17 protein-coding genes and 1 pseudogene are annotated in these 18,947 nt (G+C 39.9%); 14 read left to right on the top strand and 4 right to left on the bottom strand.

Annotation, left to right across the window (positions count from 1 at the left end):
- The 7 genes from NI466_RS07515 to NI466_RS07485 all read left to right on the top strand — a co-directional run bounded on the left by NI466_RS07515 (window position 1) and on the right by NI466_RS07485 (window position 8,021).
- The gene (locus tag NI466_RS07515; RefSeq protein WP_253173227.1) at window positions 1-4,521 is read left to right on the top strand and encodes a translocation/assembly module TamB domain-containing protein; all 4,521 of its coding nucleotides are present in this window, start codon (window positions 1-3) and stop codon (window positions 4,519-4,521) included.
- 324 nt (window positions 4,522-4,845) lie between these two features.
- A complete protein-coding gene (locus NI466_RS07510) occupies window positions 4,846-5,049 on the top strand; it encodes a hypothetical protein (protein ID WP_004278758.1) in 204 nt (67 codons plus the stop codon).
- Window positions 5,050-5,358: 309 nt separating this feature from the next.
- Entirely contained in the window at window positions 5,359-5,628 is a 270-nt protein-coding gene (locus NI466_RS07505) for a hypothetical protein (protein WP_004278756.1), read from the top strand.
- 157 nt (window positions 5,629-5,785) lie between these two features.
- Window positions 5,786-5,926, top strand: coding sequence for a hypothetical protein (locus NI466_RS07500; protein WP_004645377.1), 141 nt, complete (start codon window positions 5,786-5,788; stop codon window positions 5,924-5,926).
- Between the two features lie 159 nt (window positions 5,927-6,085).
- Entirely contained in the window at window positions 6,086-6,373 is a 288-nt protein-coding gene (locus NI466_RS07495; protein ID WP_004278754.1) for a hypothetical protein, read from the top strand.
- A gap of 108 nt (window positions 6,374-6,481) precedes the next feature.
- Window positions 6,482-7,233 (top strand): IS5 family transposase gene (locus NI466_RS07490; RefSeq protein WP_152568228.1). Its coding sequence is split into 2 segments (ribosomal slippage): window positions 6,482-6,818 and window positions 6,818-7,233, totalling 753 coding nucleotides; the frame shifts between segments, so codons are not numbered across the junction.
- A 587-nt stretch (window positions 7,234-7,820) separates the two neighbouring features.
- Window positions 7,821-8,021: a hypothetical protein gene (locus NI466_RS07485; protein WP_004278753.1), complete on the top strand. Its 201-nt coding sequence runs from the start codon at window positions 7,821-7,823 to the stop codon at window positions 8,019-8,021.
- Window positions 8,022-8,250: 229 nt separating this feature from the next.
- Here the strand turns inward: NI466_RS07485 and xseB are convergent, their stop codons facing one another.
- Entirely contained in the window at window positions 8,251-8,445 is a 195-nt protein-coding gene (gene xseB / locus NI466_RS07480) for an exodeoxyribonuclease VII small subunit (protein WP_005252116.1), read from the bottom strand.
- Window positions 8,435-9,706 (bottom strand): exodeoxyribonuclease VII large subunit, encoded by a 1,272-nt coding sequence (xseA, locus tag NI466_RS07475; RefSeq protein ID WP_253173226.1) that lies wholly within the window; start codon window positions 9,704-9,706, stop codon window positions 8,435-8,437. The genes xseB and xseA overlap by 11 nt, the downstream gene beginning before the upstream one ends.
- 350 nt (window positions 9,707-10,056) lie before the next feature.
- Here xseA and NI466_RS07470 point away from each other — a divergent pair, with 350 nt between their 5' ends.
- The 6 genes and pseudogenes from NI466_RS07470 to NI466_RS07445 all read left to right on the top strand — a co-directional run bounded on the left by NI466_RS07470 (window position 10,057) and on the right by NI466_RS07445 (window position 16,874).
- On the top strand, window positions 10,057-10,491 hold the full coding sequence (locus NI466_RS07470; protein ID WP_253173225.1) for an I78 family peptidase inhibitor: 435 nt from the start codon (window positions 10,057-10,059) through the stop codon (window positions 10,489-10,491).
- A 113-nt stretch (window positions 10,492-10,604) separates the two neighbouring features.
- Window positions 10,605-10,964 carry a hypothetical protein gene (locus tag NI466_RS07465; protein WP_005103441.1) on the top strand — a complete coding sequence of 120 codons (360 nt, stop codon included), beginning with the start codon at window positions 10,605-10,607 and terminating at the stop codon, window positions 10,962-10,964.
- A 209-nt stretch (window positions 10,965-11,173) separates the two neighbouring features.
- On the top strand, window positions 11,174-11,443 hold the full coding sequence (locus NI466_RS07460) for a hypothetical protein (RefSeq protein WP_004645372.1): 270 nt from the start codon (window positions 11,174-11,176) through the stop codon (window positions 11,441-11,443).
- A 297-nt stretch (window positions 11,444-11,740) separates the two neighbouring features.
- Entirely contained in the window at window positions 11,741-14,380 is a 2,640-nt protein-coding gene (locus NI466_RS07455; RefSeq protein ID WP_253173224.1) for a bifunctional aconitate hydratase 2/2-methylisocitrate dehydratase, read from the top strand.
- A gap of 64 nt (window positions 14,381-14,444) precedes the next feature.
- Window positions 14,445-16,562 (top strand): hypothetical protein, encoded by a 2,118-nt coding sequence (locus tag NI466_RS07450; protein WP_222112194.1) that lies wholly within the window; start codon window positions 14,445-14,447, stop codon window positions 16,560-16,562.
- Between the two features lie 95 nt (window positions 16,563-16,657).
- A pseudogene (locus NI466_RS07445) lies at window positions 16,658-16,874 on the top strand (hypothetical protein).
- 205 nt (window positions 16,875-17,079) lie between these two features.
- Here the strand turns inward: NI466_RS07445 and NI466_RS07440 are convergent.
- Window positions 17,080-17,943, bottom strand: coding sequence for an alpha/beta hydrolase family protein (locus NI466_RS07440; protein ID WP_253173223.1), 864 nt, complete (start codon window positions 17,941-17,943; stop codon window positions 17,080-17,082).
- A 118-nt stretch (window positions 17,944-18,061) separates the two neighbouring features.
- On the opposite strand from NI466_RS07440, the gene NI466_RS07435 reads away from it, so the two are divergent.
- On the top strand, window positions 18,062-18,520 hold the full coding sequence (locus tag NI466_RS07435; RefSeq protein ID WP_247143998.1) for a hypothetical protein: 459 nt from the start codon (window positions 18,062-18,064) through the stop codon (window positions 18,518-18,520).
- Between the two features lie 113 nt (window positions 18,521-18,633).
- On the opposite strand, the gene NI466_RS07430 is transcribed toward NI466_RS07435, so the two are convergent.
- A complete protein-coding gene (locus NI466_RS07430; protein WP_004645284.1) occupies window positions 18,634-18,852 on the bottom strand; it encodes a hypothetical protein in 219 nt (72 codons plus the stop codon).
- Between the last annotated feature and the right edge of the window lie 95 nt (window positions 18,853-18,947).

The following is an 18,947-nucleotide window of genomic DNA, read 5'->3' as shown; positions in this document are numbered from 1 at the left end:
ATGGTCGAGAACCAACCACAGCCAGAACAAGAACCACAAGATAGCGTTGTGCCGAAAAAGCGCCGTATATTCAGAAGCATCCTATTGTCGGTGCTTTTTTCGCTGATTTTTCTGCTGTCTGTGTTGGCTCTACTGTTTTCGACCAATCAGGGCAGTAAATTTCTGCTGGATCAGGTGCTGGAACGCCAGCAAATTATTCAATATGAATATGAAGGCGGCAATTTATGGCGCGGAATTATTCTTAAAAATGTGCTGGTCAGCCTGAAACCAGTCGATGTCAAAATTGATCGTGCTGATGTCAAGCTGGGTTGGCGCGCGATTGTCAAAAAAGAAATTCATCTGACTGAAGCCGATGTCCTCAATCTGCAAATTATTAACAAGCGACCTTCAACGGGCGAACCGTTCAAGTTTAATGCTATCCGTTTGCCTTTTATCTTGCGCGTTGATCATCTATTACTCGATCATCTGGTGATTAAAACCCAGACCAATGCAGTCGATTTCTATAATATTGAACTAAATGAGGCACTCTGGTCTGGTACCGAATTAAATTTTGAAGATTCCCGTATGGACATGGGCTATCTGTCGGTACGTGAAGCCACGGGTAAAATGCAGTTTGAAGGCAAATATCCTCTAGATGCCACAGGCATCGTCAATCTGCCTTCTTTAAGAGACAGCTTGAATATTCATGATATTCAGGTGCGGGCACGCGGAACACTGGACACGATTCAGGCTGGCGTAGCGACCAATACACCTGATTTATTAACGGGTTGGGTTATCGTGCATCCGATGCGTCCTCAGGTACCGATGCGCGGCGAGTTGAAGTTCAAGGATTATCACTGGCCTATTCTGGCCGAACAGAAACTGTTTACCAAAGACGGTATTGCCGAGTTTAATGGCGATATCAAGCGTCTGAACCTGAACGTCCAGACTGACCTGATTGGGGAAAATATTCCACAAGGTCAGTATAGTGCGGTGATGTATACCGATCTGGTCAATCAGCTGAATATTACCGACCTAAATGGTCAGTTGATGAAAGGCGCAGTCACCCTTGCCGGGACAGTGGGCTGGAAAGATCGGGTCAGCTGGGATCTGGCTGGGCGTTTGAACGGGATTGATCCTAAACATGAGCGCATTCCGCAAGTCGTACAAGATTTCTTGCCGCCAAGTCTGGATGCGAATATTGCTTCTGCGGGTAACCTGGAAAATGGCCTGCACCTTACTGGACTGGTTGATTTCGACCGTTATGAAAGCTGGAAGCTGAAGTTGGATCAAAACCCGGTCAAAGACAATAAAGCGCAGCCGATGCTGCTGGATGTTGCCTGGAAAAATATTGATCGCGCCGTACCTTATGTGGGCTGGCTCAGCAGTCAGTCTGGCGATGTCAAATTGGCATTGGTCGAAGGTCAGCAGAATATTCATGTGGCGACTAAAGTCGAGCAGCATGAAGAAGGAATTCTACCTGCAGGCATGTACCAAGCCAAGCTCAATCTGAACAAAAATATCCTGAATGTCCCGAGCTTTAATTACAGCGCCAATGCAGCAGGCAGCTTAAGCGGCAATGCACGGATTGAACTGCCACAGGAAAAACGCCAGTTAAAATGGGCCGCAGTATTAAATGCCAAAAATTTGAATACCCAAAGTATTGCGGCAGCTTCACCGGTAGATCGTTTGAATGGCCAGGTTAAAGCCAATGGTTATGCGCAACCGAATCAGCAGATTATTAAACTGAATAGTGTTGACCTGACCGGACGACTGGCGGAGCAAAATGAAACCGTACGTTTGACCGGAAACAGCACCATTGCCTTGTTATTCCATAATGAAAAAGCGGGTGGCGGATTTAAAGGTTACGCGGTCAATTATGATGGTGCTTTAAATGCCAGCCAGCTTAAAGCCAGTCAGGGTATGCTGAAACTGCGCGTTTCAGGCACCCCGGAAATGTTGAAGATAAATGAATTCCGACATGATGGTGTGGCTGGCAAGATTAATGCCAGCGGTCTGGTCAATCTGGCGAATGGCATTGGCTGGGATATCAACGCATCCTTAATCCGCTTTAAGCCGCAATATTTTAATGCCAAACTGAAAGGCGAATTGTCAGGCAATGTGCAAACCCAAGGGGTGTGGTCAGATGCCTTAAAACGCATTCAGATTCAACGCTTAAATCTGGCCGGTATGCTGAATAACAAACCGGTACGTGGCACGGGTAATTTATCGGTCATCATTAATTCGAACCAGCGCGGTTTTGTACCACAGCAGTTTGAAGCCAATAACTTGTTCCTGTCTTATGCCAGCAACCAGATTCAGGCGACCGGTAATGCACAAAATCTCCAACTGAAAGTCAATGCGCCGGCTCTGTTTGAATTGTATCCAGGCTTAAGAGGTCGTGCGCAGGGCTATATCAATATGCAGGCGCAGCCACGATTGCAGGCTTCAGCCAACCTGTCTATCGACAACTTTGCCTTTAAAAACCTGTTTAGTGTGCAGAAAGTTCGTGTTCGCGGACAGTTGCCAACATCGCAAAGCACACCAACCTTATTGACCGCGACAATGGATCGCCTGCGTAGCGGTTCACGCGAGATTGTACGCGGTGAGATATCACTGGCCGGTACCCGTGCTGCGCACATTCTCAAAGTGCAGGCAGAAAACCGCCTGTCAAAATTCTTTGTGCAGCTCGCCGGTGGCTTTAATGCCCAAAATAACTGGCTGGGTCAGATTCAAAAAGGTGATTTCGACTCTTTACGTGCTCGTCTGGTGCAGCGTCAAAATGCAGCAGTGATTTATAACAGTGCTCAATCGGATCTGTTCATCGGTGCTCATTGCTGGATGAGTCAGCAAAGCCAGCTATGTTTTGATCAGCCGATTCGGGTTAATAAAACCCGTGGCAATGCCTCTTTTGTTACCCAAAACCTTGATCTGGAAGATTTCAGTGCATTCCTGCCTGATGGATTGGCGTTGACGGGTAAAGTCAATGGTTATGCCAAGGCTGCTTGGGCACAAGGCGCCAAACCTAAAATCGACGCGCGTCTGGTGACGCGTAATGGTGTGGTAGGCTTATCTTCTGAAGATCCAGATTATTTGGGTTCTACACTGAAATATGATGAAGTCGGTCTGGTGGCAAAAAGCGTGGCAGATGGCTTGCAACTTCGGCTGGACGTTAAAACCCCGGATATCGGAACCGGCTATGCCAATGTCATCATTGATCCATACCGTGACAGTAAACCGATGCGTGGCGAAATTGCCTTTAACCAGGTACGGCTCAAAGTCTTTAAGCCATTTATTCAGGACATCCGTAATCTGGACGGGATTTTATCTTATGCCGGAAAAATTAGCGGAACTTTAACGGATCCTTTGCTTGAAGGTGAGGTTCGTGTCAAAGATGCTTCAATCAGCATGATCTCCCTACCGGTGAATTTGACCAATGTACAGCTCTATTCATCCATACGTCAGAATTCGGCCAGCATCAATGGCGCATTTAACAGTGGCCGTGGTGTGGGCAAATTAACCGGTTCTGTGGAATGGAAAGGTGATCCGCGGGTGCAGTTAAAACTGCAAGGGGACAATCTGCTGATTCGTCAGGCCCCATTAATTACCGCTGTAGTGACACCTGATTTGACTTTGGACATGTATCCATTTAATAAAAAACTGAGTCTGAGTGGCACAGTCGATGTACCGCGTGCGCTGATTTCAATGCCTGAAGCCTCAGAACCTGTAGTCGGTTTATCTTCAGATGTACGTGTCGTACATGAAGGTGATGATCAGCTGGCGATCTTGAAGTCTGCACGTCCTTGGGATATCCGGGCAGATGTTGCTGTTTCTTTAGGCAATCAGGTGATTTTCCAGGGCTTTGACAGTCGTATTCCACTCTTGGGTCGAGTCAATCTGTCACAGCGTGGTCTGGAAACCGCAATGCGTGCCAATGGTGCAATTGGGGTATCACAACGAGTGAAAATCGAAGCCTATGGCCAAAGTCTGGACCTGAATCGTGCTATCGCCCGTTTTAATGGTGAACTTACCAATCCGACACTGGACATTGATGCTAATAAATCGGTTCAGGGTAGTACGGTCGGGGTACGGGTAACAGGGACGGCATCGAGTCCAAGTATTCAGATTTATAATGATGCGGGCTTGTCAGAACAGGAAGCCTTGAATGCCTTGATTACCGGTCGTGTTAATGAGGGTGTATCTGGTTTAAGCCAGGCTGAAGGATTTAGATCCGATGTGAATAATACGATCGCTGCTGCGGGGATTAGTTTGGGCTTGGGTAGCACCCGCGCACTGACCAACCAGATCGGGCGCAGTTTTGGCTTAACTGGTCTAGCTCTGGATGCTCAAGGTACAGGAGATGATACCCAGGTTTCTGTGACTGGTTATATTACGCCTGATTTATATCTTCGCTATGGGGTCGGGGTATTCACACCAGTGAATAAGCTGACTTTACGTTATCAGGTAAATCAGCGACTGTATCTGGAAGCGAGTCAGTCTTTAGAACGTGCGATTGACTTGTTCTATAATTGGCGATTCTAATCTCATTAAAAAAGCCCTAATTTTAGGGCTTTTTTAATTTGAGATAGCACACAAATTTTATTGGTCATACAGTAGATTGATTTATGGATCAGCAGAAGCGTTAATGTCTGAATTCAATCCCTCTATATATACGACAATGAAATCACGAGTAGAGAAAGAATTTAGGATGAGACTTCAGGGTAAAGAAAACTGATCGTCGTATAATTCAGTTATCACATATAGAAAATCAATTAAAACATGCAATAACAGACTGAAAATCAATAAACCCATAATAAAAATAGGTGTATATTGAAAATACGATTTCACGCATAAGAGCATCTTCGCATGTCGACTAAATTTATCATCCGTTTTGCTGCGATTCTATTTTCTGTACTTATTTTGACTGCATTAGCCATTCAATTTTTCTTTAAACCGGACGTAACCGTAGTTCTATGGATTTTCGCTGTACCTTTCATTTTGGGCATCCCAATTTTGGCTTCTGTTGTATTGACCACCAATGATGAACTTGATATTCATAGCGTTAATTAGGCTTGAACCTTAAACTGGCGCATTTAAAGTGCATCTAATCTTTGCTGATAGAGCAGCCGGCATTTGCACTTAGTTCAAAAAAACAGGCCTTATTTTAAAGCAATGCCAGTCAGTTAAGCATGCACTAGAAAATGTAGTAAAAATGAGTGTATGTTTACGCTCATTTTTTTATCAGGTTATTCCAGAATTTGGATTTAACTCTCAAATCATCATGATTTACATAAACTCTAAGAAATAAGGGAATATTCTTATCATTATTCATTCAAAATAGGTCTTCATCATAAAACTCATCATTTTAGAGAAAACAGAATGCCTAAAAATAATTATCTATCAGCTCTAGAACAAGTTTATGACTTTTTAAAGGAACGACCAGGTTTTAAGGATAAAAGTGAATTTGATAAAGCGGTAGAATATTTTAGAACTCTACATGAAAGTGATCCTCTGGATTTCAGAGTTCAAGCACCGAATACTGTCGCTGGAAAATTTGGGGCTAAAGAGACTATAAATTTAGGGTCTATGCCAGAATTCAGTAATAAGGAAAATTTCCTTAACTGGATAGATACGCAAATTAACCACTAGTTGAAGGACTTTAAGCAAACTCAGCATGCGGCAGGTTTTCATTTATTATTCATACATTCATTAACATGTAGTACAGAAAACAATCGAAACTGAGTTGGAAAACTACAAATTTGAATGATAACTTTATATTCAAATCTTCCCAGTAAAGAGGTGAGCAATGAAGTTGTTGACTTTGGTTGGTATGGGAGTAGCAGCGAGTTATTGTTATAAAACTATGAAAAATGGCAAGCTTGCTCTTTCAAAACCTGACTTTGATGAAAGTGTAAAACGATTTGTACTGCAAGAATTTGCAGCTTAGTTCTTCACGATATATTTTCCAAAAAGGCTCATCGGAAGATGGGCTTTTTTATTTTCTAAAAATTTATAATTCTAATATTCAGATTAAAAGCAGTTTAATTATAGCCATCATGTTATAAACCTACCTCGTGATCTATTTTAAATAATTAAATGAGAGCTAATGGATGATGAAGATGGAAATGAATGGTGCGAGCTTATATATTCTGAAGCCTTGAGAATATATAAACCAACAAAATACAACACAGTCAACAAACTGAGATTCTTTGCGCTGATTTTAGAATTATTCGCAGAAATGCAGCATGAGGATGTAATAATTCAAGTAAAGGCCGTGAATGTAAAACTTAAATTGAGATCTAAAAATTACATTTTTTGGGTGTTTGAAATGCCTGATTTTCAGGATAAGACGTTATTTTTAACTTATATGTCTAGCAAATTAAGTCAGCTATAAGGTGTCGTTGAAGGTTAAAATCGTCAATCAATTTAACAAGCATAGTTTTTTTTATACTAGGGCTTGTTGAGAATTAACAAAGGCAACTGATTAATTTATAATAGTACTATGGATAGATACATACTTACTGATGCCCAATGGGCAAAAATGGAACCTTTTTGCCTAGGTAAAGTGACCGATCGAGGTCGTAGTGGAAAAGATAATCGATTATTTTTAGAAGCAGTCCTATGGATTGCCCGTACAGGCAGTCCATGGCGTGATCTACCTCCTCATTTTGGTAAATGGAATACCGTCTTTAAAAGATACCGTGACTGGGTGAAAGCTGGTGTATTTGAAACTATTTTTGCATCTGTAAATGAAGATGTTGATTTGGAATACGCCATGATTGATGGAACGATTGTTAAAGTTCATCGACATGGGCAAGGTGCAAAAGGGGGACTTTCAAACAGTCTATAGGTAAATCTCGAGGTGGAATGACCTGTAAAATTCTTGCCTTAGTGGATAGTCTAGGCAAACTCATTAAGTTTCGATTAATGCCTGGTCAATATCACGATTTAGTAGAAACCAAACCTTTAATTGAAGATGTTGATTTTCAAGCATTACTAGCAGATAAAGCATTTGATGCAGATTGGCTCATTCAAGAACTAAATGAACGTAAAGTGAAAGTGGTGATCCCACCCAAATCTAATCGAAAAGTAATGAGAGCATTTGATACGATTATGTATAAATGGCGTCATCTCATTGAAAACTATTTCTGTAAGTTAAAAGAATTTAAACGTATAGCGATGCGTAGTTGTAAAACAGATACGAGTTTTGAAGCCATGATTCAATTGTGCGCGAGTTTAATTAACTCTCGGTAATTCTTAACAGACCCTAATGGTCTATTTATATATTTTTATCAATAGCTTGCTTATTCTCTAGTCGTTACTCACTTTGACAACATACCTGAATCAGCGCAAAAGTGAAAAGGGGAAGACCTATCGAAAGATGGGCTTTTTTAATATGTATAGCTTATTGAACGAAAAGTAACTTAAAGCAAATGTAAGAAAACAGTTTATTAATACTCTCTATACTTTATTGGTAAATTCACAGTGCTATATTCGTTTTGCGAAAACAAGAAAACGCAAATAATATGAAGAAAATGACTACAGCACTAGCCCGCTTATTTGAAAAAGTAAGTGGGCTTTTTAATTGAAAAATTAATGTAATATTATGCTAATGTATAAATTATAAGTTTATATATAATGCATGAATAGATTCTATCGCTGTAGTTTCTTTCCAATTTCAGCCTCCTTCCCTAAGGAGGCATTTTTTTGTTGATAGAAAAGTAAAGTTCCAATTACTATTGTGTTTATTCAGTTACACAAATGATCATCGTTGACTATTGAATGAATCTTTCAAATATTTGAGCATGATATTTTATTAGTTAAATAAGTGATGGATCGCCATGATAGATGAAGAAAAGCCTTTAAACTTCGACAACGATAGTGAACCTCAAGATTTCGAAGATGAAGAATTTATCGATGATAAGAAAGAGGATGAAATGTACAATGCTATTACCAAAGATGGTTCTAGTGTTGATCCTGCGGATGATGGGACTCGTCATATTCGTCCTGAAGACGGTGATCCGATAGAAGTTGAAGAGTAATAAAAAGCCCAATTTAATATTGGGCTTTTTTATCGTCTGGTGGATGAGAATGAAAATACAATTTTTCCCATATGGAATTGAGCGGATTGATCAAAATCCCCATCTAGAAAATTTAATTATTCATTGAAATGATTTTTTACACTTAATAAAAAAGCCCTCATTCATGAGAGCTTTTATGTCAATTTAATCTAGCAGAATAGCCTAAGAAAATATTTAAAATGGGGTGCAATTAATCTTTAAACGTCTCATTTAACGCAGTTTGAACCGCGTCAACCCGTGCCTTGCAAGCTTTATAAGCAGTCATGGATTCTTCCACGATTTTCATCAAGTTATCAATATCCGGTTCTTGCTGAGATTCGAGCAGTTCCGCATTCTTTTTCAAGATGTCATAGCCTTGTTGGAAGCTCAAAGTATCATGATTCATGAGGAAGTACCTGTATAAGTTGTGCTGAAAAAATGCCGTCATGTAATTCGACTTCAACCAGATCGCTGGACTGAATCTGTTGAATAGAGGCAACCACATGTTCTTGCTGGCGCACGATGGCATAACCTTTGGATAAAACATGTTTAGGATTTTGTAGTAGCGTTTCCCGCATTAAGGCATCAAGCTGCTGATTAATCAGCTGGGTATGCTGCTGGGCCAGACTGGCAGTATTGGCCTTGATCTGTTGCAGACGTTGCAGTGCATCCAAAATCTGGTTGTTGGCCAGACTTTGAATCAGTTTCAAAAATTGATCATTCTGATTTTGATAAGCCTGAATCTGTTGCTGGGATAAACGCTGAATCCGTTGTAGATAATTCAGGACATCTTGGGTCAGTTCAAAGATATGATTGCGGATTCCTGCAATGACTTTACTCGGAGTATCAAAGGAGCGATGCGCAATTTCATCCAGAATAGTGCGGTCTTTTTCATGTCCGATGCCGACCCAGACCGGCACCGAACGTTTACAAAGCAGGGCAGCCAGATCATAGTCATTCAAATAAGCCAGATCATTAACTGCGCCACCCCCTCGTATAATCACAATCAGATCCGGTGCGGTATTATAAGTCTGTGCCCATTGTTTGAGCGCTTGCGCCAGACTGTACATAATACTTTGCGGGGCGGTATTTCCCTGAAAAGTCGCACTGTGATAGACAAACTCACACACCTGCGCATGCTGTAGTGCATCGGCATCTTTTTTGAAATCTCCCAGGCCTGCTGCATTTTCGGGAGCAATCACCAGAATCCGGTTCAGGTCAAAAGGGCTGGGCAAGTTTCTATTGCGCTGAATCAGTCCTTGAGTCGTTAACCGCTCAACAATCTGCTGATAACGCCGGGCAATATCTCCTAAGGTATAGCCTGAATCAATTTCAACGATATTTAAAGAAAAACCATACTGCGGATCGAAATTAGCTTTGACTTTAATCAGCACTTTCAAATCACGACTCAGCTCAATTCCGCTTTCACGTTCAAACTGCGTGACAATTTTCTGGGCACTAAATTTCCAGATAGTCGCTCGGCAACTGGCAATCACCTGATCGCTGTCGGCTTCTTTTTCTGCTAGCTCAAGATAATAATGGCCTGCTTTAATACTTAAATTACGAATCTCGGCTTTGACCCATACCGGTGTGTCGAAAGTGAGTTTGACCACTTCCTGAACCGTAGCAAGATATTCCTTGAGGGAGAGTTGAGGATCGTCTGTCATGCCAATAGAAAGTTTAAAATTCAATCAAATATTAAATCAATCCAGCACAGATCACAAATCTAAAAGCGAAGTCATATTTGAATGATGTAATGACAATGTAATGCTATTAAAATGCATAATCACTTGGTTTAGGCGATTCGTCCGACATTTCCTTATTATGGAGAGGTTCTTCTCTTCTGTTTATCTTGTTCATTGAGAGAGTTTATAGCGTTGAAGTCCTTAATTCATAAAGGTGTTATTTCCATTCTTTAATGAAAAAGCACGGTTAAAAATGTACACAGACTTGTGTCTGGCAAGGACCAGGAAATATGCTAAATTGGTGAAGAATTATTGAAGAAGAATAGGCTCTCATGAAAAAAACAATGCTGTTCGGTTTACTGGCTCTCGCTCTAAGCGCATGTACCACTACGCCTCAATCTGAGACGGATGCTCCTAAAATAGGTTCAGCGAATCCTGCAAGCGCTTATTGTGTCAATCAGGGTGGCAAACTTGAGATTCGTACTGAAAGCAATGGTCAGGTCGGATATTGCCATTTAAAGAATGGTCAGGTGGTCGAGGAGTGGGAATTACTACACATGAATCAACCTAAATGTATTGCTGATCAGGCGACAGCATTGGTCGGTCAGTCCAATTTGACTGAAGCGCAAATCAAGCAGAAAACCAAGGCACAAATTGTACGTATGGTCGAGCCGGGTCAAGCGGTGACTATGGATTATCGCGAAGAACGGGTGACTGTAACCGTAGATCCTGCAAGCAAAAAGATTATTCAGGCTTCATGTGGTTAATCACACAAAATGAAAAAGCCCATGAGTGGGTTTTTTTTAATTCCATACAACTGGCATTTTGAAATGACAAATCTTCCCCGATCTTTTATATTGCCCCTCGGAAGGAGAAATTCATGAAAAAGTTATTGGCTTTATCGTTTATGCTGGCGCTGGCCGGTTGTGCCGAGAAGAAACCCTTAACCCCTGAAGAGCAGTGGCAAGGTTATTGTCGAAGTGTCGGTAATGCGGCGCGTACCATTATGCTGGATCGTCAGAATGCGATTGAGAAAGAAAAAGCAATCGAGCATGCCAACAAGATCGATGATGAAACCACCAAAGGTTTTATCCTGAATATTATTGATGAAGTCTATGCGATTCCAGCCGAAGAGATTAAGGTAGATGTAAAAGCAGCCCGTGAAAAAGTCCGCGCTGAATTTACTGCAAAGTGTATTGCGACACCGCATGATGAATTACCAGATTACAAACCGTTCTAAGGAACGGTTTTTTTATATCTGGATAAAATTATCCAACCCATATTTCCCATTAAACGTATTTAAATATAAGCATCTTCAAAAGACTAAATAATAAAAATAACCTAAGCAAAATGTACACGTTGTGACAATTTCTAAATCTAAAATATAGAAATACTTATCTTTATATTGAATAATGAATTTAACTCCAATTAACCGAGGAGTAGCACAATATGGAAGTCGTAAGATATTTGCATCATTCTGATCTGCTGCTGGAAGATGAAGAGGGTGTGGTCATTATTGGCGGCAGTCGCTATGTACTCAGCGTCGGTGACAAAGTCGTTTTAAAGAAGATACTAGAACAAGATAAAAAGCTTTATCAGGTTGATATTTCCTTTGCCAGCAATAATCACAGTAGCACCTATGAAGATGAATGCGTGGTGAAATTCCAAGGCTGCCGAGACTCATATCAGCAGTATTTAAACTCGACCACTGTACACTAAGGTGGAGTATCTTTTTAACTTCAAATCAGGCAACATCAGGGTTGCCTTTTTTATGCATTAAATTCAGTTAAAAGGGCCTATTCATGGGCTTGTTTCGTGTGGTGTAAGCTGGAACTGATTATGGAATAATCATTAAGAGCATCATTTAGTTATAAAATAACGAGCATCACGAAGAAACACTTGAGTTGCATTAACTTTTAACTGGAAATTTAGTAAAATTTCGGAGTCCATATTATTTATGAAGCTTAGAATAAGCAGGAATTCATAAGTAATTTTTTAAAAAAGAGGAATAACACTGTGCTAGAAGCTTACCGCCAACACGTTGAAGAACGTGCCGCACTCGGAGTCCCACCGAAGCCACTTGACGATGCCCAAACAGCTGCATTAGTTGAACTACTAAAAAACCCGCCAGCTGGTGAAGAAGCATACTTGGTAGATTTGCTTGAAAACCGTGTACCAGCAGGTGTTGACCAAGCTGCATATGTAAAAGCTGCGTTCTTAGCTGCATTGGCAAAAGGCGAAGCAACCTCTCCACTCGTTTCTAAAGAACGTGCTGTTTACTTACTAGGTACTATGCTTGGTGGTTATAACGTAGCGCCTTTAGTTGAACTTTTAGACAATGCTGAGCTTGCTGAACTTGCAGCTGAAGCATTGAAAAAAACGCTTCTTGTATTTGATGCATTCCATGACGTTGCTGATAAAGCAAAAGCGGGTAACACAAATGCTCAAGCAGTGATGCAGTCTTGGGCTGAAGCTGAATGGTTCACTAGCCGTAAAGACGTTCCTGAAGAAATCAAACTGACTGTTTTCAAAGTAACTGGCGAGACCAACACTGACGACTTGTCACCTGCACAAGACGCTTGGAGCCGTCCAGACATTCCATTGCACGCAAATGCAATGTTGAAAAACGTACGTGACGGGATCAATCCAGAAGTTCCTGGTGAAGTGGGTCCACTTAACCAAATTAAAGAATTGATCGCGAAAGGCAACCAGGTTGCTTACGTTGGTGACGTTGTTGGTACAGGTTCATCTCGTAAATCTGCAACTAACTCTGTACTTTGGTTCTTCGGTGATGACATTCCACACATCCCGAACAAAAAAGACGGTGGTTACTGCCTAGGTTCTAAAATCGCTCCAATTTTCTTCAACACGATGGAAGATGCTGGTGCGTTACCGATCGAGATCGATGTTGCCAACATGAACATGGGCGATGAAATCGTTCTTAAGATCGATCACGCTGCTGCTAAAGTAACTGCGTTCAAAGACGGCGCGCAAATCGCTGAAGCTGAACTTAAAACTCCAGTTCTTCTAGACGAAGTACGTGCTGGCGGTCGTATTAACCTGATCGTTGGTCGTGGTTTGACGACTAAGGCTCGTGAAGCTTTAGGTCTTCCAGTATCTACAATGTTCCGTACTCCGGTTCAACCTGCTGCAACTGGCAAAGGTTTCACTCAAGCTCAGAAGATGGTTGGTCGCGCTTGTGGTCTTCCTGAAGGTCAAGGTGTACTTCCAGGTACTTACTGTGAACCTAAGATGACCACTGTTGGTTCGCAAGATACAACAGGTCCAATGACTCGTGACGAATTGAAAGACTTGGCTTGCCTAGGTTTCTCTGCTGACCTTGTTATGCAATCTTTCTGTCATACAGCTGCGTATCCAAAACCAGTTGACGTTCAAATGCAACACTCGCTTCCTGATTTCATCATGAACCGTGGTGGTGTGTCTTTACGCCCAGGTGACGGTATTATTCACTCTTGGTTAAACCGTATGCTTCTTCCGGATACTGTTGGTACTGGTGGTGACTCGCATACTCGTTTCCCAATCGGTATTTCATTCCCGGCGGGTTCTGGTCTTGTAGCGTTCGCTGCAGCAACTGGTGTTATGCCACTAGATATGCCTGAATCTGTACTTGTGAAGTTCAAGGGTAAAATGCAGCCTGGTATCACGCTACGTGACCTTGTACATGCAATTCCTTACTACGCAATTAAGGAAGGTGACCTAACTGTAGAGAAGAAAGGTAAGAAAAACATCTTCTCTGGTCGTATCCTTGAGATCGACTTAACAGAAATGGAAACTGACCTGACTGTTGAGCAAGCATTCGAACTTTCTGATGCTTCTGCTGAACGTTCAGCTGCTGGTTGTTCTATCACGCTTTCTGAAGAGAAAGTTGCTGAATACCTTCGTTCAAACATCACCATGTTGAAGTGGATGATTTCTGAAGGTTATGGCGATGCGCGTACTATGGCTCGTCGTGTTGAGAACATGGAAAAATGGTTGGCTAACCCAAGCCTGATCAAAGCTGATGCTGATGCTGAATACACGAAAGTGTATGAAATCGATCTTGCAGACATCAAAGAACCTATTCTTTGCTGCCCGAACGATCCAGATGATGCGAAACTTCTTTCTGATGTTCAAGGCGCGAAAATTGACGAAGTATTCGTTGGTTCTTGTATGACGAACATCGGTCACTTCCGTGCGACTGGTAAGTTACTTGAGAAAGTTCCAGGTGGTGCGTTGTCAACTCGTTTGTGGATTGCTCCACCTACGCGTATGGACGAGCATCAGTTGATGGAAGAAGGTTTCTATAACATTTATGGTAAAGCTGGCGCGCGTACTGAAATGCCAGGTTGTTCATTATGTATGGGTAACCAAGCACGTGTAGCTCCGAACACGACTTGTGTATCGACTTCTACGCGTAACTTCCCGAACCGTTTAGGTCAAGGTGCTAACGTTTACCTGGCTTCTGCTGAACTTGCTTCTGTTGCTGCTGTATTGGGTAAATTGCCTTCTCCAGAAGAATACCAACAGTACGCAGCTCAAATTGACAGCATGTCAGCTGACATCTATCAATACTTAAGCTTCGACAAGATGAGCGAATATACTAACGCCGCTAAAGACGTTGATACGAAGAAAATTGCTGCTGCTCAGTTGACTTAATTCTTTGTTAATTAAGCAATAAGCGGTATAAGATAAGGGCTGATTAATCAGCCCTTATTTTTTTATGAAAAATTATTACGAAGAAAAATTTGAACATTTAGCTTTAGAACTTAGTGTGGAAAAAGCTAAAGAAAAAATTGTTAAAGAACTTTTATATAAAAGTACACAACCTAAGATAGGATTATTCAAAAATAAGTTTGATATGTTTTGGCAATCAAATTTTATTAAGTTACTTACAGTTGATGAAGTTCAAAGTGAAAACTACATTTTAGCTTTGAGCCAATATTTGCGATTTGGGGGTGTTGATAAAAATGTCTGTGTAAATTATTTAAAACTAGATGTTCAAAGCTTTATTTTAGCGGTACGTCAGTCTGGGTTAATCCTACAATCAGATCATAATTCTTGGAATGTTTTAAAAGAAATTGATCAAGAAATACAAATCGACGCACTGCATATATTTTTTCAGACTGTAAAACATTTACAATCACAATATAAGCATCGATTGGAAATTTATGAAGAGATAAAAAATACAATCAACGTTGGTCAAATTACTGCTATGGCTTTTGGCAGTTTATACGCTTATCAGTATTTAATTCCTAATCAAGATTATTTTGCACATTTACCTTATCAATTTGATAGTACTGAAAATAACTCAGCAGAAACGGTTTGGAAAGCATTTGATCATATTGTCAAAACTTCTAGAAAAAATACTAAAAAATTAACAGAACAATCGCTAGCATTGGCATTGAGAAATAAGTTAATGCCTTTCTTGATTGGTGAGGGTATGAGTGTACTTCTTCAAGATCAGTATGAGTTTTATAAAAAGCTTGTAGCTATCAAAATTGAGATCCTTAACTATAAAAGAAATGTATTAGAGTCATTCTGTTTTGATAAGCAGGTAAATTACAAGCTCAACAACTCAGAATTGATTTATACCAATACAAAAGAGAAAAAGGATAATTGGTCGGAGAAAAATGCTTTATTGATAAGTTATTGGTTAGGTGTAGGGGCTGAAAAATTACTAAAATCTGATGCAATTTATAGCATCATAAATACAGGTGATAATTTAGAAGCTAATGCAATTGCATTGTCAAAAGCCTTTGGTATTCAAGAGCAGTTAGCCCAAGTTTATGGGATTACAGAATTCAGTATCAATAACCAAAAGCTCAATGCTTTTGAAACAATGATTACCATGACTTTATCACAAGCACATTATTTAAAGGATCATATTGAAAAATTTATGCGTTTTTTACCTAATTCTGAAGATAAATTAGATGCATTAACACAGCTTACTATGCATGGTTTTGTAATTGGCGAAAATAGGATGCCTTTTACTTTCGCTAAAAGAGAAGAGAAGATAAAAAGAATGTCTTCATGGGTTCAGGGGGCTTCTAATAATATAAAAAAGAAAAAAATGGATGAGATTCTAAGTTTTTGGAGTTGTGATTTGTACGACAATGATGATGTGTCTACATTCCAACAAAAACCATTTTATAAGATTGATGACTTTATTTTTCAATTTCCATGGCTTACAGCATATCAAAATTTAAATACTACTATGACCAACTACTTTCGTAAATTACATAAAAATAGATTTGAATTGAAGGGAGAAACTAATCAGATTGAGTTAACTCTAGCAGAAAAAATGCATCATTTAGGTTTTGAAGTATTTCCTCAACTTGTTCCTGAATTTAAAGATGTTGGTGAAATTGATTTAATAGCAATTCATGGAAATCATGTCATTGTGGCAGAAGTGAAATCTACATATATAAGAAGTAGTATTCAGGAAATTTATGAATATAAAAACTTCACCTTGAATAAAGCTAGTTATCAGTTGGATAAAAAAGTTGAGTATATTAAAAAATATTTTTTAAAAGAGTTCTTTGATGACATAAGTGAAGTCGTACTTCATACTTGGATTATTGATACTACACTAGAGTTTGATCATGAATATTTTGGTGATCATTTAAAAGTATCTTTAGATGAAGTCATCATTACATCAAATTGTGAATCTGAATTTATGCAAAAACTTGTTGATGAGCAATTTTATATTGAAAAAGATGAAGTGAAAATTGATCCTATCCAATTTTTAGAATCAATTGAAAAAAATACATTTTGGTCAAAGCAATTGGGTAACTACGATTATTACATAGAAAAAATGCTGAATAAATTTGCTTCTTGATAAGGTTAGAATTTTTCTTGGTTACGCTTTACAGTATTTTCAATAAATCGTTTAATCACCACATATTTTAGTGATGTAAAAGTTGATCTAACCAAATGGCAAAACAATCCCGATTTCTCTGTATTGGTGGTTTCCTTAATGGAACCCAAGTCTAAAGACCAAGGTGATAGCTTCACCTGTGTCGAAAATGCCAAACAAGTGACCTATCACAAACGTGAAATCTTCCATCCAGATTCTTGGGATCATGACTATTATGTTTGTGAAACCACGACTGAGAAACAGGCACGAAATTGGGTCTATGACATTGAGTAAAAATAATATTTAATTCGATAAAGAAAGAAATGGGTTGGCGTTATCGTCAGCCCATTTTTATATCCGTTTTAAAATATTCAGACAATAAAAAGCCCCATGGTTAGGGGCTAGTCGTATATAGGTCAAGCCCATATACTGTAAGAGGCTCATCTCAAACTGCGTGTATTAGAACACAGCAGCATGAAAATAACCATCTAAATCTGATTTAAACAGCCAATTGCTGTTCAATCACCGGCCATAAATTCTGATGCGACTTTTTAAACATCAGCATATGACCAATGTTTTTATACGCATAACTTTTAGGTCTAAGTTCAATTATCTGAGTTTTTGCGTTCGGATATAAACGCAGTAAATCTTTCACGTTGGCTTCCGTGGCAATTTCATCATCCGATGACCAAATTGAGGTAATCGGGCAGGTGATTTGAGTATGAAAATCTGCTTTAGGTGATACAAGTTTACCGACCGCATTCATCACATAGCCCGGTTTACTGCAAAACAGTGCCCATTCTCGTGCCACATCTTTAGGCAGGTTTTCACCCATACCAATAGCTTGAGTCGGACCATAACCTTTAGTGATTCGAGCCAGTGGGAAAATAACATTAAACATCACTGGCGCAAGTAACTTGGTTTTACCTTTGAGTCCTTTCACATGTCCGGTAGAGCCAGAGACAGCCACCACTTTTGCGACTTTATCATAATTTGGCACAATACCTAAAAGCTGACCACCGGCACTATGTCCAAGTAGGATCACTTTTTCTGCATTTGTACGCGTTGATAAAGCATCAATCGCGGCCGGTATATCCAGTTGCCCCCATTGCACAATACTGGCTTTTGAATTTTTCAAAGGGCCATGTAGTGAATCACCAATCCCGCGAAAATCAAAGACCATAACGGCATAGCCTTGAGCTTGTAACCACACACAAAACTGATGATAAAACTGTTTGGTAATGCCAGTTGCTGGACAGACTAATACTGGAAGTTTGTCAGTTTCAGAAATTGCTGCATAAAAACGTGCACTTAAGCGATAGCCATCTTGGCACTGGAGAGTCAATGTTTCAAATTCAGACATACGTTACACTATATTTTTTAGAATCCTGATGAAGCTTTTACTGTATAGATTTTTAGCAGGGTAGCTCGGGGAAAACATGACTTTAAAGTCAGTCAAATAATAAACATGGAATGATCTTATGCAGCTAATGGAACTTGAGCTGGCCGTTAAAATCGGCATTATTTTTAGTGGAATCTTCTTGTGGATCGGGATGTTCACTGGCGTCTGGAAGTACTGGCAGATTCGTCAATCGCCTCAGTCGCGTGCACATTATTATGTCGATATTGCCCATCGCAGCAGCCTGCTTTATGCGCCCGCGACCTTAATTTTGGCAATGCTGGCCTATTGTTCAGTGTTGCCGAGTATGGTGAATCTGATTTGCGTACTAGTCAATATTCTGTTTTTTAGCTTCTCGATTGCCGCTTATATGCTACATGGTTTTCTGCAAGACACGACGAATCAGTTTAAACAACCGCATCAGCTGGGTAAGTTTCATTTGCCAGGAAGTTTGATGACTTTAGCCATGCTGGGTTTAATTATCGCAGAATTGGGCGGGACGGGGATCTTGCTCTATGGAGCATTTATCGGATTATTTTAATGTTCTTTTTATAGTTATTCTGAAAGGATGCTGGAATTCTTGAAAGTTAAAACACTTTTTTCACCAGATGGATGACTGGCCAAATCATCCATCTGGGCTAATTTAAAATTTGATTATCGGTATTTCTGGTCTATGGCAGCCCATAGGAAAAATGCAGCTGAGACAATCAGTGCATAGCCAAAGTATTCAAGTTTTAAATTACCTTGAATTAAGCAATGGACGGTTAAAGTCAGCATGAGTGCAAAAGTGGTGCATATAAATGTCACCAGATTGGTGTTGTTGGCTTTAAGAGCGTCAATGAAGACTTGCTTGTTGAAATGTAATGATAACATCTCCATCCCTCCCATTTATTTATGTTATTGAAGATTAAAGCAGATTTAATCAGTCAGAATTGAATATATAGTTGTACTGTTTAATTTGGACCTTT

Origin of the sequence: Acinetobacter lwoffii (assembly GCF_024129595.1) — a bacterium.
Taxonomy (GTDB): domain Bacteria; phylum Pseudomonadota; class Gammaproteobacteria; order Pseudomonadales; family Moraxellaceae; genus Acinetobacter; species Acinetobacter lwoffii_O.
This window is presented reverse-complemented; position numbering and strand designations above follow the sequence as displayed.